Source organism: Streptomyces sp. OfavH-34-F (assembly GCF_022347745.1).
Classification (GTDB): domain Bacteria; phylum Actinomycetota; class Actinomycetes; order Streptomycetales; family Streptomycetaceae; genus Streptomyces.
Genome location: NZ_JAKRGC010000008.1, coordinates 17,967 through 36,263, shown reverse-complemented (window position 1 = coordinate 36,263; position 18,297 = coordinate 17,967). Strand labels below are relative to the sequence as shown.

At 70.7% G+C, this 18,297-nt stretch carries 16 protein-coding genes; 6 read left to right on the top strand and 10 right to left on the bottom strand.

What is annotated here, in order from left to right; translation table 11 throughout:
• The first annotated feature begins 6 nt into the window (after positions 1-6).
• The gene (locus MHW47_RS03300) at positions 7-753 is read left to right on the top strand and encodes a cyclopropane-fatty-acyl-phospholipid synthase family protein (RefSeq protein ID WP_239221070.1); all 747 of its coding nucleotides are present in this window, start codon (positions 7-9) and stop codon (positions 751-753) included.
• 67 nt (positions 754-820) lie between these two features.
• On the opposite strand, the gene MHW47_RS03295 is transcribed toward MHW47_RS03300, so the two are convergent.
• Positions 821-1,807, bottom strand: a complete 987-nt coding sequence (locus MHW47_RS03295; protein ID WP_239221069.1) for an alpha/beta fold hydrolase — start codon at positions 1,805-1,807, stop codon at positions 821-823.
• 142 nt (positions 1,808-1,949) lie between these two features.
• Here MHW47_RS03295 and MHW47_RS03290 point away from each other — a divergent pair, with 142 nt between their 5' ends.
• On the top strand, positions 1,950-2,558 hold the full coding sequence (locus tag MHW47_RS03290) for a helix-turn-helix domain-containing protein (RefSeq protein WP_239221068.1): 609 nt from the start codon (positions 1,950-1,952) through the stop codon (positions 2,556-2,558).
• A 70-nt stretch (positions 2,559-2,628) separates the two neighbouring features.
• Here the strand turns inward: MHW47_RS03290 and MHW47_RS03285 are convergent, their stop codons facing one another.
• The 4 genes from MHW47_RS03285 to MHW47_RS03270 form a co-directional block, all read right to left on the bottom strand.
• Entirely contained in the window at positions 2,629-3,426 is a 798-nt protein-coding gene (locus tag MHW47_RS03285) for an SDR family NAD(P)-dependent oxidoreductase (RefSeq protein ID WP_239221067.1), read from the bottom strand.
• Between the two features lie 391 nt (positions 3,427-3,817).
• On the bottom strand, positions 3,818-6,196 hold the full coding sequence (locus MHW47_RS03280; RefSeq protein ID WP_239221066.1) for a glycoside hydrolase family 65 protein: 2,379 nt from the start codon (positions 6,194-6,196) through the stop codon (positions 3,818-3,820).
• Positions 6,193-6,933 carry a beta-phosphoglucomutase family hydrolase gene (locus MHW47_RS03275; RefSeq protein WP_239221065.1) on the bottom strand — a complete coding sequence of 247 codons (741 nt, stop codon included), beginning with the start codon at positions 6,931-6,933 and terminating at the stop codon, positions 6,193-6,195. The genes MHW47_RS03280 and MHW47_RS03275 overlap by 4 nt, the downstream gene beginning before the upstream one ends.
• 276 nt (positions 6,934-7,209) lie before the next feature.
• The gene (locus MHW47_RS03270; protein ID WP_239221064.1) at positions 7,210-7,941 is read right to left on the bottom strand and encodes a peptidylprolyl isomerase; all 732 of its coding nucleotides are present in this window, start codon (positions 7,939-7,941) and stop codon (positions 7,210-7,212) included.
• 369 nt (positions 7,942-8,310) lie between these two features.
• Here MHW47_RS03270 and MHW47_RS03265 point away from each other — a divergent pair, with 369 nt between their 5' ends.
• Positions 8,311-9,024: a trypsin-like serine protease gene (locus tag MHW47_RS03265; protein ID WP_239221063.1), complete on the top strand. Its 714-nt coding sequence runs from the start codon at positions 8,311-8,313 to the stop codon at positions 9,022-9,024.
• 230 nt (positions 9,025-9,254) lie between these two features.
• Here MHW47_RS03265 and MHW47_RS03260 read toward each other — a convergent pair whose 3' ends face one another.
• Positions 9,255-9,767, bottom strand: a complete 513-nt coding sequence (locus MHW47_RS03260; RefSeq protein WP_239221062.1) for an Lrp/AsnC family transcriptional regulator — start codon at positions 9,765-9,767, stop codon at positions 9,255-9,257.
• Positions 9,768-9,918: 151 nt separating this feature from the next.
• On the opposite strand from MHW47_RS03260, the gene MHW47_RS03255 reads away from it, so the two are divergent.
• Positions 9,919-10,608 (top strand): nitroreductase family protein, encoded by a 690-nt coding sequence (locus MHW47_RS03255; RefSeq protein ID WP_239221061.1) that lies wholly within the window; start codon positions 9,919-9,921, stop codon positions 10,606-10,608.
• A gap of 99 nt (positions 10,609-10,707) precedes the next feature.
• On the opposite strand, the gene MHW47_RS03250 is transcribed toward MHW47_RS03255, so the two are convergent.
• Complete coding sequence (locus tag MHW47_RS03250) at positions 10,708-11,223, bottom strand: GNAT family N-acetyltransferase (protein WP_239221060.1); 516 nt, start codon at positions 11,221-11,223, stop codon at positions 10,708-10,710.
• Between the two features lie 136 nt (positions 11,224-11,359).
• A complete protein-coding gene (locus tag MHW47_RS03245) occupies positions 11,360-11,629 on the bottom strand; it encodes a GlsB/YeaQ/YmgE family stress response membrane protein (protein WP_239221059.1) in 270 nt (89 codons plus the stop codon).
• A gap of 309 nt (positions 11,630-11,938) precedes the next feature.
• On the opposite strand from MHW47_RS03245, the gene MHW47_RS03240 reads away from it, so the two are divergent.
• Complete coding sequence (locus MHW47_RS03240) at positions 11,939-15,289, top strand: S8 family peptidase (protein WP_239221058.1); 3,351 nt, start codon at positions 11,939-11,941, stop codon at positions 15,287-15,289.
• Between the two features lie 159 nt (positions 15,290-15,448).
• Here the strand turns inward: MHW47_RS03240 and trpS are convergent, their stop codons facing one another.
• Both trpS and MHW47_RS03230 read right to left on the bottom strand, forming a co-directional pair.
• Positions 15,449-16,570: a tryptophan--tRNA ligase gene (gene trpS, locus MHW47_RS03235; protein WP_239221057.1), complete on the bottom strand. Its 1,122-nt coding sequence runs from the start codon at positions 16,568-16,570 to the stop codon at positions 15,449-15,451.
• A gap of 298 nt (positions 16,571-16,868) precedes the next feature.
• Positions 16,869-17,723: an SDR family NAD(P)-dependent oxidoreductase gene (locus tag MHW47_RS03230; protein WP_239221056.1), complete on the bottom strand. Its 855-nt coding sequence runs from the start codon at positions 17,721-17,723 to the stop codon at positions 16,869-16,871.
• A 72-nt stretch (positions 17,724-17,795) separates the two neighbouring features.
• Here MHW47_RS03230 and MHW47_RS03225 point away from each other — a divergent pair, with 72 nt between their 5' ends.
• On the top strand, positions 17,796-18,230 hold the full coding sequence (locus MHW47_RS03225) for a MarR family winged helix-turn-helix transcriptional regulator (protein WP_239221055.1): 435 nt from the start codon (positions 17,796-17,798) through the stop codon (positions 18,228-18,230).
• Positions 18,231-18,297: the final 67 nt, after the last annotated feature.

The window sequence follows — 18,297 nt, the reverse complement described above, 5'->3', positions numbered from 1 at the left end:
ACGGTCATGGACCTTCCCCGCATCTTCACCGTCCGCGAGAGCGGACACCGGATCCACAACCCCCTGACCGCGGACAAGCTGGCCACCCTGGGCGCATCCCTCCGCCTCCCCACCGGAACCCGGGTGCTCGACCTGGCCTGCGGCTCGGGCGAGATGCTGTGCACCTGGGCCCGCGACCTGGGCTTCACGGGCACGGGGGTCGACATCAGCACCCTCTTCACCGAACAGGCCCGCCGCCGCGCCGCCGAACTCGGCGTCGCCGACCGGGTCGAGTTCCTTCACGGTGATGCCGCCGGCCACGTCGCCGACCAGCCGGTCGACCTGGCGGCCTGCGTGGGCGCCACCTGGATCGGCGGAGGTGTCGCCGGAACGATCGAACTGCTCCGGCGCAGTCTCCGCCCCGGGGGCATGATGTTGATCGGTGAACCCTTCTGGCGGCTGACCCCGCCGGACGAGGAGACCGCCCAGGCGTGCCACGCCACGTCCGTCGCCGACTTCCTGCTCCTGCCCGCTCTCATCGAGCGGTTCCAGGAACTCGGCTGCGACGTCGTGGAGATGATGCTGGCCGATCAGGACAGCTGGGACCGTTACGCCGCGGCCCAGTGGCTCAGCATGCGCCGCTGGCTCGACGAGAACCCGGACGACGAACTCGCCCCCGCCGTACGGGAGGAACTCACCACCGAACCGGCCCGGTACGCCCGTTACGGGCGTGAGTACCTCGGCTGGGGCGTCTTCGCTCTCATGGAGCGCTGACCCACCCGTCCCGAGTGGGGCCCGGACGCCGCAGCGTCCGGGCCCTCCGCTCGCCCGGTCCGCCGGTTCAGCCCGGAAGGGTGGCGAGCCAGTCGGTCAGCAAGCGGTTGACCTCGGCGGGGCGTTCCTGCTGGATCCAGTGGCCGCAGCCGGCCAGGAGGTGGGAGGCGGACAGAGCGGGGAGGGTGGTGGGGAAGGCGTCGATGGCGTCGGCCATCCAGGTGGTGGAGGCGTCCAGCGCACCGCCGATGAACAGAGCGGGCTGCTCGACGGGGGCTCCGCAGTGGGGAGCGAGGTCCTCCCAGTCGCGGTCCACGTTGCGGTAGCGGTTGAGGGCGCCGGTCAGGCCGGTGCGCTCGAACTCCCCGGCGTAGACGTCGAGGTCCTCCTCGCTCAGCCAGGCCGGGAGCCGCCCGGCCGGGAAACGGTCGCGCAGCCGGCCGCCCCGGGCGACGAAGTGCGGGTCTGGTTGGTCGGCGGCCGGCATGGTGTCGGCGGACAGGGCCGCGTAGAAGCCCGCCAGCCAGCCCTTGACGTCGGGCTCGATCTCCGCCTCGGCGCGGCCGGGCTCCTGGAAGTAGGAGACGTAGAACTCCTGATCGGGGCCGCCGATCCGGCCGAAGACGTCGGTGGGGCGAGGGCCGCCGGGCGGCGCGTACGGGACGCTCAGCAGGCCGACCGCGCGGAAGACCTCGGGGTGGAGGAGCGCGGAGGCGGCCGCGATGTTGGAGCCCCAGTCGTGGCCGACGATCACCGCGCTCTCCTCATCGAGGGCGCGCACGACGGCGACGTTGTCCTCGACCAGGTCGAGCAGGCGGTAGGCGTCGGTCTCGGCGGGCTTGGAGGAGCGGCCGTAGCCGCGTACGTCGATCGCGACCGCCCGGAATCCGGCAGCGGCGAGGGCCGGAAGCTGGTGGCGCCAGGAGTACCAGGACTCGGGGAAGCCGTGGACGAGCACGACCAGCGGGCCGGTGCCCTGCTCCGCCAGGTGCAGGCGGCCCGCAGGGGCTTCGACGGTGCGGTGGCGAAGCGCGGTGGCCGGCTCAGACTTCATGGGGACTTCTCCTCGGTTCGCGGCGTCCGACGGGTACCCGCCGATCATGCGGGGCGCCCGCCGCTCGGCGCGATCCGCGTTGCCAGTCTGGCAACCTTGCAGGACAGGGCGGTGAAGCGGACGGCGGAAAGGCGCGGGAGCGGTGGCAGAGGACGACGTGACCCAGGCGCTGGCGGCGATGGGAACCCGGCTGAGAGCCGTACGGGAGGGCCGGGGCCGCACACTCGCCGAGGTGAGCCGGGCGACCGGCATCTCGCCCAGCGCGCTGTCGCGGATCGAGACCCGCCGGCGCAAGCCCACCCTAGAGGTGGTGCTCCAGCTGTCGAAGGAGTACGGGGTCGGCCTGGACGAGCTGGCCGGCGCGGCCCCCGCGCCTGCTCCCGCCCCCGTGGTCCGCAGCTTCGGCGACGACAAGGCGGTGGTGCCGCTGACCCGGTACGTCGGGGGACTGCACGCCCACAAGCACGTCCTGCCCGCCGTGACCGAACCGCCTGCCAGGCCGCGCCAGGTCTCCCACGAGGGCCACGAGTGGCTGTGCGTCCTGTACGGCCGGCTGTGGCTCGCACTCGGCGGTCAGGACCTCATCCTGACCGCCGGGGACGTAGCGGAGTTCGACACCCGCACCCCGCACGCGGTGGCCAACGCCGGAACCGGCGGACCGGTCGAGTACCTGATCATGTTCGGCCCCCAGGGGGAACGCCCCCGGCCGCGCACCCTTCCGGCCGCTGCTTCCGAAACGACCCCTGCATGACGAGTTCGGCGGCGAAGCGGCGCGGCTAGGGGTGTTTGCTCCGCGAACTACGGCCGGCGAGGGACGTGTGTCACGCGGGGAGCATGGCCCGGCGCCCGGGCGCGGCCGAGGACTGCATGGTCATACCGCCGTCCACGACCAGGAGCTGGCCGGTGAGGTAGCGGGACTCGTCCGAGGCGAGGAAGACCATGGTGTGGGCGATGTCCTCGGGGGAGCCGAGGTAGGGCAGCGCGTTGCCGGCCTTGAGGCTGTCGATGACCTCCTGGGGGAGGTTGTTCTCCAGGGCGGGGGTCATCACGGCGCCGGGGGCGATCGCGTTGCAGCGGATGTTTTTCGGACCGTACTGGGTGGCCACGGACTTGGTGATGCTGACGACGGCCGCCTTCACGGCCCCGTAGGAGGTCTGCAGGACGTCTCCGACGAGCGCGGCGACGGAGGCGGTGTTGATGATCGAGCCACCGCCAGCCTCGATCATGTGCGGAATGGCGAGCCGCGAACCGACGAGCGTGCTGCGTACGTTGAGGCTGACGGCCCGGTCGAACTCGGCCATGTCCATGCGGAGCAGGTCCAGGTCGACGCGGGGGTTGGTGCCGCCGACGTGGTTGCACAGGATGTTCAGGGAGCCGTATTCCTCGACCGTGGTGTCGATCATGGCGGCGATGGAGTCCTCTTCGAGGACGTTCACCGTCAGCGCCAGGGCGGTGCCGCCGGCCGTGGTGACGAGATCGGCGGTCTCCCGGGCCGCTTCGGTGTCGTAGTCGGCGACGACGACACGGGCGCCCTGCTTGCTCATCAGCACCGCGGCGGCGCGGCCGATGCCGCTTCCGGCTCCGGTGATGACGGCGACCTTGTCCTGCAGTCGGTTCATGGTGGTGCTCCTTGCTGATGGGCGGGTGCCCGTGAGGTGTGCGGCGCCCGGCCGACGGCCCGAGGGAGCGGGGGATCGCGCCCCGGGGCGAGCGAGCGCGGCCCTGGGCGGGTGCGTGCTTACGCGGTGATCCGTTCACCGGGTGGTCGGTGGGGAGGCGGCCGCGTCTATGTGCATCATACATGCGACGTGTAGGCACCACATAATGTGTATCGTGCTCAACAGTGGCGTGGTCGGCCCTCGGTCGGGGCTGTGGAAAGCAGCTCCAGGGGATCTCGAAAGTCGCCCCGGGGCGCCAGTGGAACCCTGCCTCGCGAAGAGACAGCCTCCCCGGTCCCATGCGGCTGGCCCCGGGCCGCCCGAGCGGCCCGGGGCCCGACCAGGGGCGGCCTCACTTCGGTTCGGTGCTCGGGCGTTCGGTGGTGCCCGGGCGGCGGTGCAGGGGTTGTTCGGGGGTGGGTCGCGGCTTCGGCGGGGAGATCGGCAGGGTGACGGGTCCGGCGCCGTCCACGTGTACCTCCGCTCCGTGGTGGTGGATCGTCAGCGCGTCGCCCAGGAGCAGCGAGTACGTCGCCTCCTCCGGCTTGATCTCCACCTGGAGGCACCGGCCGCGGAACTGGAGCCGGAAGGCCAGGCGGCTGAACTTCTCGGGCAGCCGGGGCGTGAAGCGCAGGCTGTCGCCGTCCCTCCGGGTGCCGCCGAACCCGGCGACCAGCGCCATCCACGTACCGGCCAGCGAGGCGATGTGCAGCCCGTCGCGGGTGTTGTGCTCCAGGTCGGCCAGGTCCATCAGCGCGGCCTCGGCGGTGTAGTCGTAGGCCAGCCGCAGATGACCGGTCCGGGCGGCGACGACGGCCTGGCAGCACGCCGACAGCGAGGAGTCCCGTACGGTCAGCGGCTCGTAGTAGGCGAAGTTCGCGGCCAGCTGGTCGTCGTCGCAGTGGGCCTCGAACCAGGTGCCGCAGGTGTACATCGCCAGCACGAGGTCGGACTGCTTGATCACCTGCTTGCGATAGATGTCGAAGTAGGGGAAGTGCAGCATCAGCGGGTACTGGTCGGCGCGGGTGTTCGCGAAGTCCCAGCGCTGGTGGTGGGTGAAGCCGGCGTGCTGCTCGTGCACGCCGATCTCCTTGTTGTACGGGATGTGCACGGCCTCGGCGGCGTCCCTCCAGGCGGCGCTCTCCTCCTCGTCCACACCCAGCCGGGCCGCCTCCTCCGGATGGCGTTCGCACACGTCGGCCGCGGCGAGGAGGTTGGAGCGGGCCATGAGGTTGGTGTACGTGTTGTCGTCCACGACGGCGCTGTACTCGTCCGGCCCCGTGATGCCGTCGATGTGGAACACGCCGTGAGGGTCGTGATGGCCCAGGGAGCGCCACAACCGCGCCGTCTCCACCAGGAGTTCCAGGGCGGTCTCGCGTTCGAAGTCGGAGTCGCCGGTCACCGCCGTGTGGCGCACCGCGGCGTGCGCGATGTCGGCGGCCACGTGGAAGGCGGCGGTGCCGGCCGGCCAGTACGCGGAGCCCTCCGAGCCGTCGATGGTCCGCCACGGGAACGCGGCGCCGCGCAGTCCGAGCTGGGTGGCCCGGTCCCGGGCGGCGGGCAGGGTGGCCTGCCGCCAGCGCAGCGCCTCGGCGACCGCCCTGGGCTCGGTGTACGAGAGGAGGGGCAGCACGAACATCTCGGTGTCCCAGAAGGCGTGGCCGTCGTACCCGGAACCGGTCAGCCCCTTGGCCGGGATCGCCCGCTGCTCGGCGCGGGCACCGGCCTGGAGCACATGGAAGAGCGCGAAGCGGACGGCCTGCTGGATCTCCTCGTCGCCGTGCACCTCGACATCCGCACGGGCCCAGAAGTCATCGAGGTAGTCCCGCTGCTGGGCCACCAGTTCGTCCCAGCCGCCGTGCGCGGCGGCAGCCAGTGCGGCCTCGACCTGATCGCTCATCGCAGGCCGGGAACGGGCCCCCGACCAGCCGTGGGCGACGGTCTTCTGCACCCGCAGCCGCTGGCCCGGGTCCAGGACGGAGGTGATGGTCAGGCGGGCGACATCGGTGTTGCTCTCGCTGCTGGTGGTGATCTCCCCGGGGGCGTCCACGACGTGGTCGGCGGCCACGGCGACCCGGAGGCCGCTGCGCCGGGTGCGGTGGACCAGGCGCAACCGCGACCCGACGGCCTGGTCCTCCTCCGGTTCCAGCGGGGACTTCAACGCCTTGGCCGTCCGCGGGTCGCCGTCGGACGAGGGCAGACTCTCGTTGGTGACCAGCTCCGACTGGATGACCACCCTGGTCCGGCTGTCGACGGGCTCCACCTCGTACTGCACGGCGGCGATGGCGCGCTGCGTGAGGGAGACGAGGCGGGTGGAACGCACCCGGACGGTCGTACCCGCGGGGGAGGTCCACTCGCAGCTCCGCTCCAGCACGCCGCGCCTGAAGTCCAGGGTGCGTTCGTGCTTGCGGAGCCGCCCGTACCGCAGGTCGAAGGGCTCGTCGTCCACCAGCAGCCGCAGCAGCTTCCCGTTGGTGACGTTGATGACGGTCTGGCCCGACTCGGGGTAGCCGTAGCCCGCCTCGGCGTAGGGCAGCGGGTGCAGTTCGTACACCCCGTTGAGGTAGCTGCCGGGCAGGCCGTGCGGTTCGCCCTCGTCGAGGTTGCCTCGCCAGCCGACATGCCCGTTGGACAGCGCGAAGACGGATTCGCTCTGGGCCAGGAGATCGAGGTCGAGAGCCGTCTCGCGCACGCGCCAGGGCTCCACGGTGTACGTCCGGTTGGTGATCACGCGCTGCCTCCGAGTTCGGCGAGGTCCTTGACGACGCGGTCGGCGCCGTGGGTGTACAGGGCTTCGGTCTGTCCGACGCGGTCGACGCCGACGACGTAGCCGAAGTGCCCGGACCTCCCCGCCTCCATGCCGGCCAGCGCGTCCTCGAAGACGGCGGCCCGGGACGGCTCCACACCGAGGTCCCGGGCGGCGGCCAGGAAGGTGTCGGGGTGTGGTTTGCCCGGCAGTTTCCGTTCCCTGGCCACCACCCCGTCGATCCGTACGTCGAACAACTGCTCGGCGGAGATGGAGTGCAGCACGTCGCGGGTGTTGGCGCTGGAGGAGACGATCGCGGTGGCGAGCCCGGCGGCGCGGACGGCGTCGATGTACCGCAGCGTGCCCGGGTACGGTTCCACGCCGTCGGTGCGGATCTTCTCCAGGAGGAGTTCGTTCTTGCGGTTGCCGACACCGTTGACGCTCCGCGTCTCCGGCGGATCGTCCGGCGTGCCCTCGGGGAGTTCGATGCCCCGGGAGGCGAGGAACGAGCGGACGCCGTCGGCCCGGGGGCGGCCGTCGACGTACTGGGCGTAGTCGGAGTCGGTGAAGGGACGGAAGTCCGCCCCGTCGCGCTCACGCAGGAAGGCGTCGAAGGTCGCCTTCCAGGCGGCGGCGTGCACCACCGCCGTCCTGGTGACCACTCCGTCGAGATCGAAGAGACAGGCCTGGATGCCTTCGGGAAGTCCGAGCTGTGTCGTCATGAACCCACAGTTCCCCGCCGAGGCGGGTCCGATCGGATGACACGCTGTGATGCGCGTCGCCGGACCGCCCGGACCCGAAGCCGCCGGCGGACCGGGAGCGCCGCCGGCACGGAGTTCACCGAGCCGGTCCGCCCGCCCGGGGGCCGGCCGTGCCGAGGCGGGGGACAGGGGTCACCGCTCCCCGTGGCCGAGGACATCCGCGTCGACGGCGGCCGCTCCGCGTCACCGTGGGGCCGGTCCGGGGCCCGGACCCGCGGTGACGCGGAGCGCGGTGGATCAGTGGTGATGGTGGTGGGAGCGCCGGACGCTGCGCAGTTCGGTCCTCAGTACGGGCGTCCCGTCGACGGAGGCCGGGTCCTCCGCGGTCGGCTCGATCCCGCCGGCGGCGATCTTGTCGAGCGTCTTCAGCCCGGCGGAGCCGACCGTGCCGAACACCGTGTAGTTCGGCCGCAGCACGGAATCCCCGTAGACGACGAAGAACTGGGAACCGTTCGTGTTCGGCCCCGCATTGGCCATCGCCAGCAGGCCGCGCCCGTACTGGCGCCGGGTGCCGGTCGGGTCACTCGGCACCTGCGGCAGGTCCACCGGCAGTTCGTCCTTGAACGCGTACCCCGGGCCGCCCTCGCCGGTGCCGGTCGGGTCGCCGCACTGCAGGACCTTCAGCGTCGGATACGCCGTCAGCCGATGGCACACCGTGCGGTCGTAGAACCGGTGCCGTGCCAGGTGTACGAAGCTCTGGACCGTGCACGGCGCCTTCGCCCGGTCCAGACTCAGGGGGAGCGGCCCCTGGCTGGTCGGGACGGCCATGTCGATCGTGCCGCGACTGGGGGTGTGGCGCGGGTCGGGCGGCAGGGGAACCGGCCGGGCCGCCGGTTCGTCCGGTGTCTGGGCGTACTGGCAAGGACCGTGCGTGGTGCGGGGCGGGGCATCGGAAGCGGAGGCGGTGACGCCGCCCCCGGACACGACCAGCGTGAATGTCGCCAACGTGGTCATGAGGGCTCGCTTCATCCTGCACATCCTCCAAAAGATCGTCAGATTCCGGAGCGGTCGCAGTCTAGGGCGCGGCCCCTCGGGCGAGTACCCGTAAGCAAGCCACATGGGCCGTCTTCTTCGCGAGGGGATCAGCGCGGGAACCGCAGGACCTCATGACGGAGGTCGTCACCGGCGTCGGCGTGATGGCATCACCCGGATTTATGGCCAGGTGTGAGTAGGCGATTGCGTCGCGCCCGGGTGACGATAGGTCATGTTCATGCCGAACAGCGGTCGTCATTCGTGACGTCAACTGCCGTCATGGCGCCGGTTCGCCCTGGACACGGCCCACAGGCCGTCCCCCCACCCTCACACGTCCACACGACGTGTCGTCAGGATCGAGGAATCTTGCGCCTTTCAAGACTCGCGCCCGCACTCGCCGCCGCGGTGGTCTGCCTCTTCGCCCTGCTCACCGCGCCTGCGGTCGCCGCACCCTCGCCGGCTCCCACCGGCCCGCAGCCGATCATCGGCGGCGGATACGCGGGCAGTGCCCCGTGGGCCGCCCGCCTGTATTCCAACGGACAGGAAACGTGTTCGTCCACGATCATCGCCCCCACCTGGATACTCACGGCCAAGCACTGCGTCAGCGGCGGCGGGCTCTCCTTCCGCATAGGCAGCCTTGACCAGTACAGCGGCGGAACCGTCGCCAACGGCGTCCAGACCTACACCCACGGCGCCGACCTGGCTCTCGTCCGTCTCGACCGGTCGGTGTCGGCCACGTACGCCCCCCTCGGGCAGCCGGGCACCGTGCGCGTCGGGCAGGGCGTGCAGGTGTACGGCTGGGGCGCGACCTCCCGGTGCGGCTCCGAGATCAACTGCCAGTCCCGCTACCTGAAGGTCGCCAACGTCACGGTCACGCGCGGCTGCACGGACGCCTACGGCGGCTCCGCGATCTGCGCCACCTGGGGCAACGGCATCACCGCGGGCGGCGACTCGGGCGGCCCGATGATGGCGGGCGGCGTACAGGTCGGCGTGGCGTCCACCAGCGACCGCCAGAGCAACACGGCCTACACCAACGTGACCGCGTACCGCTCCTGGATCCAGTCGATCGCGGGCGTCTGAGCCGGCGGGCCGCCGAGTGGCCGACGGGCCATGAGAGCCGGCGGCGCGGCGGGGGTGTGGGAGACCGCGCCCCCGCCTGCCGAGTGAGGTGGCCGGCCCCGCTCGGTGCGCTGCGCCCCGGGCCGGGCACCTCACGTACGCCCCGGCCCTTCCGGGGCGCCGGAACCTGCCGAACGCCGCGGCCTCCCGGTGTCGGCCGCGACGCCTGTGCCCTACGCACCGGTTCCGCGTCACGCCCCGTCGGCGGCGGTGTCTCCCGCTTCCGCCGGGGTACTGGCCACCGCGTCGACCAGGGGCTGGACCCGGTAGGGGATGACCGCGCTGAGGGCGATGACCGTGGCGCTGCGGCGGACCCCCGGTACCTCCAGGACGTGGTCGATCACCTGTTGCACGTGCTGGTTGCTCGTGCCTGCGATCCGGCACCAGATGTCGCCGGAACCCGTCACCACGTGGGCCTCCAGGATCTGGGGCACGGCCCGCAGTCTCGCCGCGATGGCCTCGCGGGCGGGCTGGTCCACCTCGAAGGTGGTGAACGCCTGGACCGCGTGGCCGAGAGCGGCGACATCCACGTCCGGTCCGTAGCCGGTCACCACGCCGGACGCGGTCAGCCGGTCGAGCCGTGCCTGCAACGTGCCCCGGGCGACGCCGAGTTGGCGGGCGATCTCCAGCAGGCCCGCGCGCGGACGCTCACGGAGCGCGCGCAGCATCCGGCCGTCGAGCCGGTCGAGTCCTCGTCGCGCCACCACATCTGCCGATCTGCCGTCCCTGGGGCACTCAAATGGCCCTTCTCTTGTCAGATTAGCAAGGCAACAGGTTCGCTGTTGCCTGATCGTCCACCTCCACTCCACGCTGTGTGCCCCGGGCGCGGCCAGCGCCGTGGGCGAGAGGAGAACCATGAGGCAGCACACCCACCCGTTCGTCCCGTACCGCCCCGACCGGTACGACGAGGCCGAGATGGTGCGGCGGGGTGAGGACTTCGTCTCGTTTCTCGACGGCAGGCGCAGCGTGCGGTTCTTCAGCGACGAACCGGTCCCGCGCTCCTGCATCGACCTGGCTGTGGCGGCGGCGAACACCGCTCCCTCCGGCGCCCACTTCCAGCCGTGGAAGTTCGCGGTGATCGGTGACGCCGGGACCAAGCACCGCATCCGGGTCGCGGCCGAGGAAGAGGAGCAGGTCAACTACGAAGGGGGCCGCATCCCGCCCGAGTGGCGTGCCGCCCTCGCTCGCCTGGAGACGAACTCCGACAAGAGCTTCCTCGACGTCGTGCCGTGGATCGTCGTCTGCTTCGCCGAGAAGAGCACGGCGATGCCGGACGGCTCCCTGCGCAAGAACTACTACGTCAACGAGAGCGTGGGCATCGCGTGCGGCTTCTTCATCGCCGCCCTGCACGCGATGGGGCTGAGCACCCTGACGCACACGCCCAACCCGATGGGCTTCCTCACCGAGATCTGCCAGCGGCCCGGCAACGAACGGCCCTACATCCTCTTCCCGGTCGGCTACGCCGCCGCCGACTGCGAAGTCCCGGCCCTGGCCCGCAAACCACTGACTGAAGCGATCGCCGAGAGCCCGCACCCAAGAGACTGACCGCCCGACCGAGGTCGCTGCTGTCCTGCCACGGGGCGTGAGCCGGCCGGCTTCGGTCCGGCCGGCCTGCGCCTTGCGGGGCGCCGGTCACTGCTGCCCTCAGAGCACGCGCTGGTAGCGAAGCTCGGTGAGCGTGATTTCGTCGTAGGGGTCGTCCTGAGTGACACCGTCGGCTTGATAACCGGACCGCTCGTAAAAACGCCGGCCTCGTCGGTTGTCAGAGAGAACCCACAAGGCCGACACTTCGAAGCCCTGGCGCTGCATCTGCGCGTGGGCCTCCTCCAAAAGCCTCCGGCCGATGCCCTGGCCGATCAGCTCCGGCGAGACGTACAGGGCGTAGATCTCACCGACCCGCCGCAGTCCAGGCGCTTCACCTCGCCACGGTCCGAAGCAGATCCACCCCACCGGGCCACGGTCGCCGAGCGCCACGAGGTCGCGTAACTGTCGTCCGGGTTGGGAGAACCACTGCCGCCGTTGACGGGCATCGCCCTCCACCGTCATGGCATCCAGATATGCCTGGGGAACGATGCCGGCGTACGCCGCCTGCCATCCCCGGACTCGGATCGTCGCAACGTCCTCGACGTCGGCCGCATTCATCTCCCGTACGTACACCATCGCGCCACCGTAGGCGCAAGGCCGATACCGGTCCTTGGCGGGGGCAGGACGAAGGGGTCGAGCCGCCCCGCACAGTCGCGTGAGGGCTTCCCCGCCGGGGAAGCCCTCACGCGACTCTGCTGGGATGCGGTGGGGGTCAGGCGTGGCGGCGGTTGCCGGTGAAGACCCGGTAGAGGACGAGCAGGATGAGCGAGCCGACGATGGCCGCGATCCATGTGGAGAGGTCGAAGAAGCCGTCGATGGAGTCGACGCCGAAAATGACCTTGCCGAGCCAGCCGCCGAGAAGACCGCCCGCGATGCCGATGAGCATCGTGATGATGAAGCCGCCCGGGTCCTTGCCCGGCATGAGCGCCTTGGCGATGAGGCCCGCCAGCAGTCCGATGAAAATCCAAGCAATGATGCCCATGAGGACCCTCCAACCTGGTTGTATAAAGGTGTTGTAAGGCCCGTCTTTACCGAGTTGGCGTTTCCAAACATCGGCGGCACACACATTCGTGCGGAAGGCTCTGTCCCCTGGTGGGGAAAGGAGGCCGCGGTCCCGCCGGAGACTTGGAACCGGCTGGTGAGACCGTCCAACTCCGGCCATATGTGCGCCTGCTGTGAACCCATTCGAAACCTTCCCCCTCTCTACGGGTGAAACAGCCGGCACCGATACGCATCGGCGCCGACTGCCCACCGGCCCCCTCGGGGGCCGCCCGATTCTCCAGGGGGAGAGTTGCGCAAGCACGTGAGAAGAGCATGTGTCTCCACCGTCGCCACAGCGGCGGCCGTGGCGCTCGCGGCGGGGTTGACCACCCCGGCCGTGGCACACGACAACAGCCCGTCGCAGCCGGCCGGAAACGCGTCCGGCGCACGGCACCAGCTGACGCTCATCACCGGCGACCGCGTCACGACGGACGCCGAAGGCCGGGTACTCGGGTTCCGCCCCGCGGCGGGGCGCGAGCACATACCCGTGCAGAGACAGACCAGGGACGGGCACACCCTGCTCGTCCCCGCCGACGCCCACCGGCTCATCAGCTCCGGGAAACTGGACCGCCGGCTGTTCGACGTCACCGAGCTGAGCCGGGCGGAGAACCGAAGGGCCCGGAAGTCGGGGTTGCAGCTGATCGTCTCCTACCGGGGCGCATCGGCCGCGGCCGCGCAGGCCGACGTGTCCGAGGCGGGCGCGACCCGCGTCGGACCTGCGCTGAAGTCGCTGGGCGCCCAGGCGCTGGCCACTTCGCAGGAGGACGCCCGCTCCGTCTGGCAGGCGCTCACCAGCAAACCGTCCGGCGGCGTCCAGCGCACCATGGCCCCCGGGATCGACCGGGTATGGCTGGACGGTGTGCGCAGGGCGAGCCTCGACAAGAGCGTCAAGCAGATCGGCGCCCCGACCGCCTGGAAGGCCGGCTACACCGGCAAGGGCGTCAAGATCGCCGTCCTGGACACCGGCGCGGACGCCACTCACCCGGACCTCAAGGGCCAGATCCTCGCGGCGAAGAACTTCTCCGCTTCGCCCGACACGAAGGACCGCTTCGGCCACGGCACCCACGTCTCCTCCATCGCGGCGGGCACAGGCGCGAAATCGGGCGGGAAGTACAAGGGCGTGGCGCCGGACGCCAGGCTCCTCGAAGGCAAGGTCCTCGACGACGAGGGCTTCGGCGAGGACTCCGGCATCCTGGCCGGCATGGAGTGGGCGGTCGCGCAGGGCGCCGACATCGTCAACCTGAGCCTCGGGGGAACCGACACCCCGGAGATCGACCCGCTGGAGGCGGCGGTCGACAAGCTGTCCGCCGACAGCGGTGTGCTCTTCACCATCGCGGCGGGCAACGAAGGCGACGCGGCGGGCACGGTCGGCTCCCCCGGCAGCGCGGACGCCGCGCTGACCGTCGGGGCGGTCGACGACAAGGACCTGCTTGCGGACTTCTCGAGCAGGGGCCCCCGGGTCGGCGACGGGGCGATCAAACCCGACGTCACCGCCCCCGGCGTGGACATCACGGCGGCCGCCTCACCCGGCTCCGTCATCGACGAGGAGGTCGGCCAGAGCCCGGCGGGCTATCTGACGATCTCCGGTACGTCGATGGCGACCCCGCACGTCGCCGGCGCCGCCGCACTCCTCAAGCAGCAACACCCCGCCTGGAAGTACACCGAGCTCAAGGGGGCGCTCGCGTCCTCCACGAAGCCGGGGAAGTACACCCCCTTCCAGCAGGGTTCGGGCCGCATCGCCGTCGACCGGGCGATCACCCAGTCCGTGATCGCCGACAACGTCTCGGTGAGCTACGGCGTCCAGCAGTGGCCGCACGACGATGACGCGCCGGTGACCAAGAAGGTGTCGTACCGCAACCTGGGCACGAGCGATGTCACACTCGCCCTCACCGTCCAGGGCACCGGCCCGACGGGCAAGCCCGCCCCGGCCGGCTTCTTCGCCCTCGGCGCCACCCGCGTCACCGTCCCGGCGGGCGGCACCGCCGAGGTGCCGCTGACCGTGAACACCAAGCTCGGCGGCACGCTCGACGGCGGATACTCCGCCTACGTGGTCGCGACCGGCGGCGGGCAGACCGTCCGCACCGCAGCCGCTGTCGACCGCGAGCGCGAGTCGTACGACCTCACGCTCCGGACCATCGGGCGCGACGGCGAACCGGCCCCCTACACCACGAGCGACGTCTACGGCATGGGCGGCGCGGCGGACGGCGTGTGGGAGTCCCCCAAGACCGTCGACGGAACGGCGAAGCTCCGCCTCCCCAAGGGCGGATACGTCCTCAGCTCGGCCGTGTACGTCCACCCGGACGACCTCGGCAAGGGCGTCGACTGGCTCGTTCAGCCTCAGCTGAACCTCACCCGGAACACCACGGTGACGTTCGACGCCCGCCAGGCCAAGCCGGTGGAGTTCACCCTTCCGGCGACCGGCGTGAAGTCCGTGATGGCCTCGCCCGACATCGAGGTCGCCCAGGACGGAAACGGCTACTCGAACGGCTGGGTGCTTCCCTCGTACAAGCAACTGCGCACCGCGCACGTCGGCCCGAAGACGACCGGGGTCGAGCTTTCCCAGCACTGGTACGGCACATGGAGCAAGGGAGCGGCGACCCGGTACGACATCGCGCTCGGCGGCGCCGTGAGCCGGGTGGCGACCGGCTACCACCGTGCGATCGGCAGCGGACAACTGGCCAAGGTCAGCATCCGCACCGGGTCCTCCGTCAAGGGCAAGACCGGTGACGTCTACCCCTCGGGCCGTCTGCCCGACACGTTCGGAGGGTGGTCGGCCGGCACGACCCAGAAGCTTCCGGCCACCACCACCTCGTACGTCTCCACCCTCGACAAGGTGCGGTGGGGATACGACTTCATCCAGAACGGCCCGCTCGACGCGGACGGATACCCGCGCCTCGACGCCTCGTACTCACTCGGCGCCCCGAAGGCGTTCAAGGCCGGCAAGACGTACACGAAGACGGTGAACACCGCGGTGTTCGGGCCGTACGTCAACGCCGACTTCGGGGTCTTCCGCGACGGCGACGAGATCACCGGCATGATGCCGCTCGCCGCCGACGGCAACCGGAACGCCGGAAACTCCGTGTACAAATCGGTGAAGACGGTGCTCTACCGCAACGGCAAGGTGCTCACCTCCAACAACGACCCGCTGTCGGGCGAAACCACGGTCACCGTGCCGGCGGCCGCGGCCGACTACCGGCTCACCACGTCGGTACGGCGCGCCGCCGACGTCGCCTCCGTCTCCACCCGGATCGACGCGAGCTGGACCTTCCGCTCCGGCCGGACGAAGGCGCTCGCCGCCCTGCCGGTCTCCATGGTCCGCTTCGCGCCCGCGGTGGCGCTGGACAGTACGGCCAAGGCCGGCAAGTCCGTATCCGTGCCGGTGACGGTCCAGGGAGCGGCCGCCGGGAAGAACCTCAAGTCCCTCGCGGTCTACGTCAGTTATGACGCGGGGAAGAGCTGGAAGAAGACCGCGGTCAAGAAGGGCGCGATCTCGGTGAAGAACCCGGCGAAGAAGAAGTCGCTCTCGTTCAAGGCCAAGGTCACGGACAAGAAGGGCAACACGTCCTCGGTGGCGATCTACGACGCCTACTTCGGCAAGTAGCCACCACCGCGCCCGCGCACAGCCGACGCCACGGCTCCGCGGGCAGTACGACGGCGGCCCGCCGGGACGGTTCTCTCACCGCCCCGGCGGGACGTTCGCCTCGCTGCGACGGGCGGACGAGGTTCGGCCCCGCCCCGCCGGTGAGGACGCCGGTGCCGGTCAGTAGCGGTTGTTCATGACCGTACGGACTTCGGCGAGGGTGCTGTCGGCGACGGCGTTGGCGCGCTCGTTGCCCTCCCGCAGGATCGCGCGGAGGCGGCCACGATCCTGGGCGTACCGGGCCCGGCGGGCCCTGATCGGGGCCAGGTACTCGTTGACCGCCTCCGTCACCACCCGTTTGAGCGCGGCGGCCCCTGCGGAACCGATGTCCGCGGCGACGTCGTCCGGCGTGCGGTCCTGGCACAGGGCCGCCAGGAGGAGCAGGGAGGAGACCTCCGGGCGGTTGGCGGGATCGTAGGTGATGTGTCGCTCGGAGTCGGTCCTGGCCCCCTTGATCAGCCGGGCGGTCTCGTCGGCCCCGGCGGCCAGGGCGATGGCGTTGCCGCGGCTCTTGCTCATCTTGGCTCCGTCCGTCCCCAGGAGCAGGGGTGCGGGCGAGAGCAGGGCGTCGGGCTGGGGGAAGACCGTGGTGCCGGCGCCGTAGCGGTCGTTGAAGCGGCGGGCGATGGTGCGGGTGATGTCCAGGTGGGGGAGCTGATCCTGGCCGACCGGCACCAGATTGCCCTTGCAGAAGAGGATGTCGGCGGCCTGGTGCACGGGGTAGGTGAACATCAGACCGCTCACGGAGGACTGCCGGGAGTGCGCGATCTCGTCCTTGACCGTGGGGTTGCGGCTCAGCTCGGCCACCGAGACGAGACTCAGGAAGGGCAGCAGCAACTGGTTGAGCGCGGGCACGGCGCTGTGCGTGAAGACGGTGCTGCGGGCGGGGTCCACTCCGATGGCGAGGTAGTCCAGGAGCAGCCCCTCGACGTGCCCGGCCATGTCGTCCGCCACGTCGCGGTCGGTCAGTACCTGGTAGTCGGCGATGAGCACGTAGGTCTCCACGCCGAGGTTTTGCAGACGCACCCGGTTGTGCAGGGTGCCGAAGTAGTGCCCCAGATGGAGGCGTCCGGTGGGACGGTCGCCGGTCAGTACCCGGAACCGCCCGGGCTCCGCGCGGATCTGTTCCTCCAGCACCGCGCTGCGTGCCCGCTGCGTATGCGTCCCGAGTACATCCGTGGACGAACCGGGGGCAGGGGCGGGCGAACGGTCCGGGGTGGTGCGCTGAGAGAGGGAGGTCATGTCGGTCTCCTGGTGGTCGTGGCGCCGATCCGACGACGACACGCCCCTGTCCCAGGGACCACGAGCGGGCCGTTCGTCCGAACGGCCCGGTCATGCGTGAGAAGTGGCCGCTCCTACAAGGAGCGCCACCAGCTCGCACAGGACGAAAGATGCATGGCGGAAGCCTACGCGTGTCCGGTGCGCGCCGCAGGGGAGTTTCGTTCCACCGGGAAGCCCGCACACCGAACTCGCGGGCGAGGGCGTCGACGTCCCGGCAGTGTTCCCGGTTCGGGACGGAGGGCGGCCGGCGCGGAGGCGCTCATGCGAGGAACGGTGCGGTCAGTTTCGTGGTGAGTGCTGCCAGCCGGGCCCGGGCTTGCGCCTCGTACGCCTGGGCGTGTGCGGGCTTCTCGTCGAACTGGTCGAAGTACCGTCCGGTGACAGCACGCAGCGCGGGGTCGGTGATGAGCCGCAGCGCCGGTTTGGCGCCGTCGTCCGGACTCGCGGCGGGGGTGAAGCCGCTCTGCCGCACCATGGGGGTGTCCATCAGATGCGCCGGGTGCAGTGCATTGATGGTGACGTCGTGCTGTGCGGTCTCGGCTGCCAGGTCGAAGGTGGCCATGATCAGGGCCAGTTTGCTGCGGCAGTAGGCGTGCACCCCGTCGTAGCCGACTTCGAGCATCACGTCGTCGAAATCGACGGGTGCCTGCCCGGCCGATGCCACGTTGACCACGCGCGCGGGTGCCGAGGCAGCGAGGAGAGGCAGGAGCCGGTGGGTGAGGACGTAGGGCGCCAGGTGGTTGACGGCGAACCGCAGTTCGTGGCCCTGGCGGCTCGTCTCGCGCACGGTCGGGTCGCTGCCGCCGCCCGTGGCGGCGTTGTTGACCAGTACGTCGATCCGTGGCTCGGCGGCGAGGACGGCGTCGGCCAGCGTGCGCACCTGCTCAAGGTCGGCCAGGTCGGCCCGGTAGGTGCGCACCGCCGTGTCGGGGGCTTGCTTACGTATCTCCTCGGCGACCGTGGCAAGCCTTTCCCGGTCGCGTCCGTGGAGCAGCAGGGTGGCACCGTGGGCCGCCAGGAGGCGGGCGAGGTGACGTCCCATTCCTTGAGTGGCCCCGGTCAGCAGGACCGTCTTGCCGTGCAGGTCAGCCGGGACAGGCGTGTGTTCATGCATGACACCCTGTATATCAAACCCTTTACATGAGTTCGGCCCTTTATCGTTCTCAGGGGTTGATAGGGTGGGTGGATGGAGATGCCGCCGGAGGACCGGCTCGGCCTGGACATCAAGCGGGCCGAGCAGGCGTTGATGACCGCCAAGAGCAGCGCCGTGCGCACGGCGGACCTGACCGTCGCGCAGTACGCCACACTTCTCGCCCTCGCCCAGCACCCCGGCATCTCCGCCGCCGCACTGGCCCGCGCCTGCCTGGTCACGCCGCAGGCCATGACGGCGGTGCTCAAAACCCTGGAGGCGCGCGGCCTGATCGAGCGGTCGGCGCACCCCTGGCACCGGAGAGTCCTCGAAACCCGGCTCACCGAGGACGGCCGGCGCGCCTTGACGAGCGCCGACAAGGAGGCGGTCCGCATCGAACGCCGCCTTGCGGACGAGTTCACCGCAGAGGAACAAGACATGCTCCGCACCTTGCTCGCCCGCTGCGTTCAGGCGATCGAGCGCGACCGCTGAACTCGCCGGGCAACCCTGTGCAGGGCCCTGCTCCGGCTCATCCGGCCGTACGGAGCTTCGGAGCCGG

Bases quoted from the DNA above. Each gene is read 5' to 3' on its own strand.
- MHW47_RS03255 (WP_239221061.1), top strand. From the start codon at position 9,919: ATGAGGCAGCACACCCACCCGTTCGTCCCGTACCGCCCCGACCGGTAC.
- MHW47_RS03225 (WP_239221055.1), top strand. From the start codon at position 17,796: ATGGAGATGCCGCCGGAGGACCGGCTCGGCCTGGACATCAAGCGGGCC.
- trpS (WP_239221057.1), bottom strand. From the start codon at position 16,570: ATGACCTCCCTCTCTCAGCGCACCACCCCGGACCGTTCGCCCGCCCCT.
- MHW47_RS03295 (WP_239221069.1), bottom strand. From the start codon at position 1,807: ATGAAGTCTGAGCCGGCCACCGCGCTTCGCCACCGCACCGTCGAAGCC.
- MHW47_RS03300 (WP_239221070.1), top strand. From the start codon at position 7: ATGGACCTTCCCCGCATCTTCACCGTCCGCGAGAGCGGACACCGGATC.
- MHW47_RS03250 (WP_239221060.1), bottom strand. From the start codon at position 11,223: ATGGTGTACGTACGGGAGATGAATGCGGCCGACGTCGAGGACGTTGCG.
- MHW47_RS03245 (WP_239221059.1), bottom strand. From the start codon at position 11,629: ATGGGCATCATTGCTTGGATTTTCATCGGACTGCTGGCGGGCCTCATC.
- MHW47_RS03275 (WP_239221065.1), bottom strand. From the start codon at position 6,933: ATGACGACACAGCTCGGACTTCCCGAAGGCATCCAGGCCTGTCTCTTC.
- MHW47_RS03230 (WP_239221056.1), bottom strand. From the start codon at position 17,723: ATGCATGAACACACGCCTGTCCCGGCTGACCTGCACGGCAAGACGGTC.
- MHW47_RS03270 (WP_239221064.1), bottom strand. From the start codon at position 7,941: ATGAAGCGAGCCCTCATGACCACGTTGGCGACATTCACGCTGGTCGTG.
- MHW47_RS03285 (WP_239221067.1), bottom strand. From the start codon at position 3,426: ATGAACCGACTGCAGGACAAGGTCGCCGTCATCACCGGAGCCGGAAGC.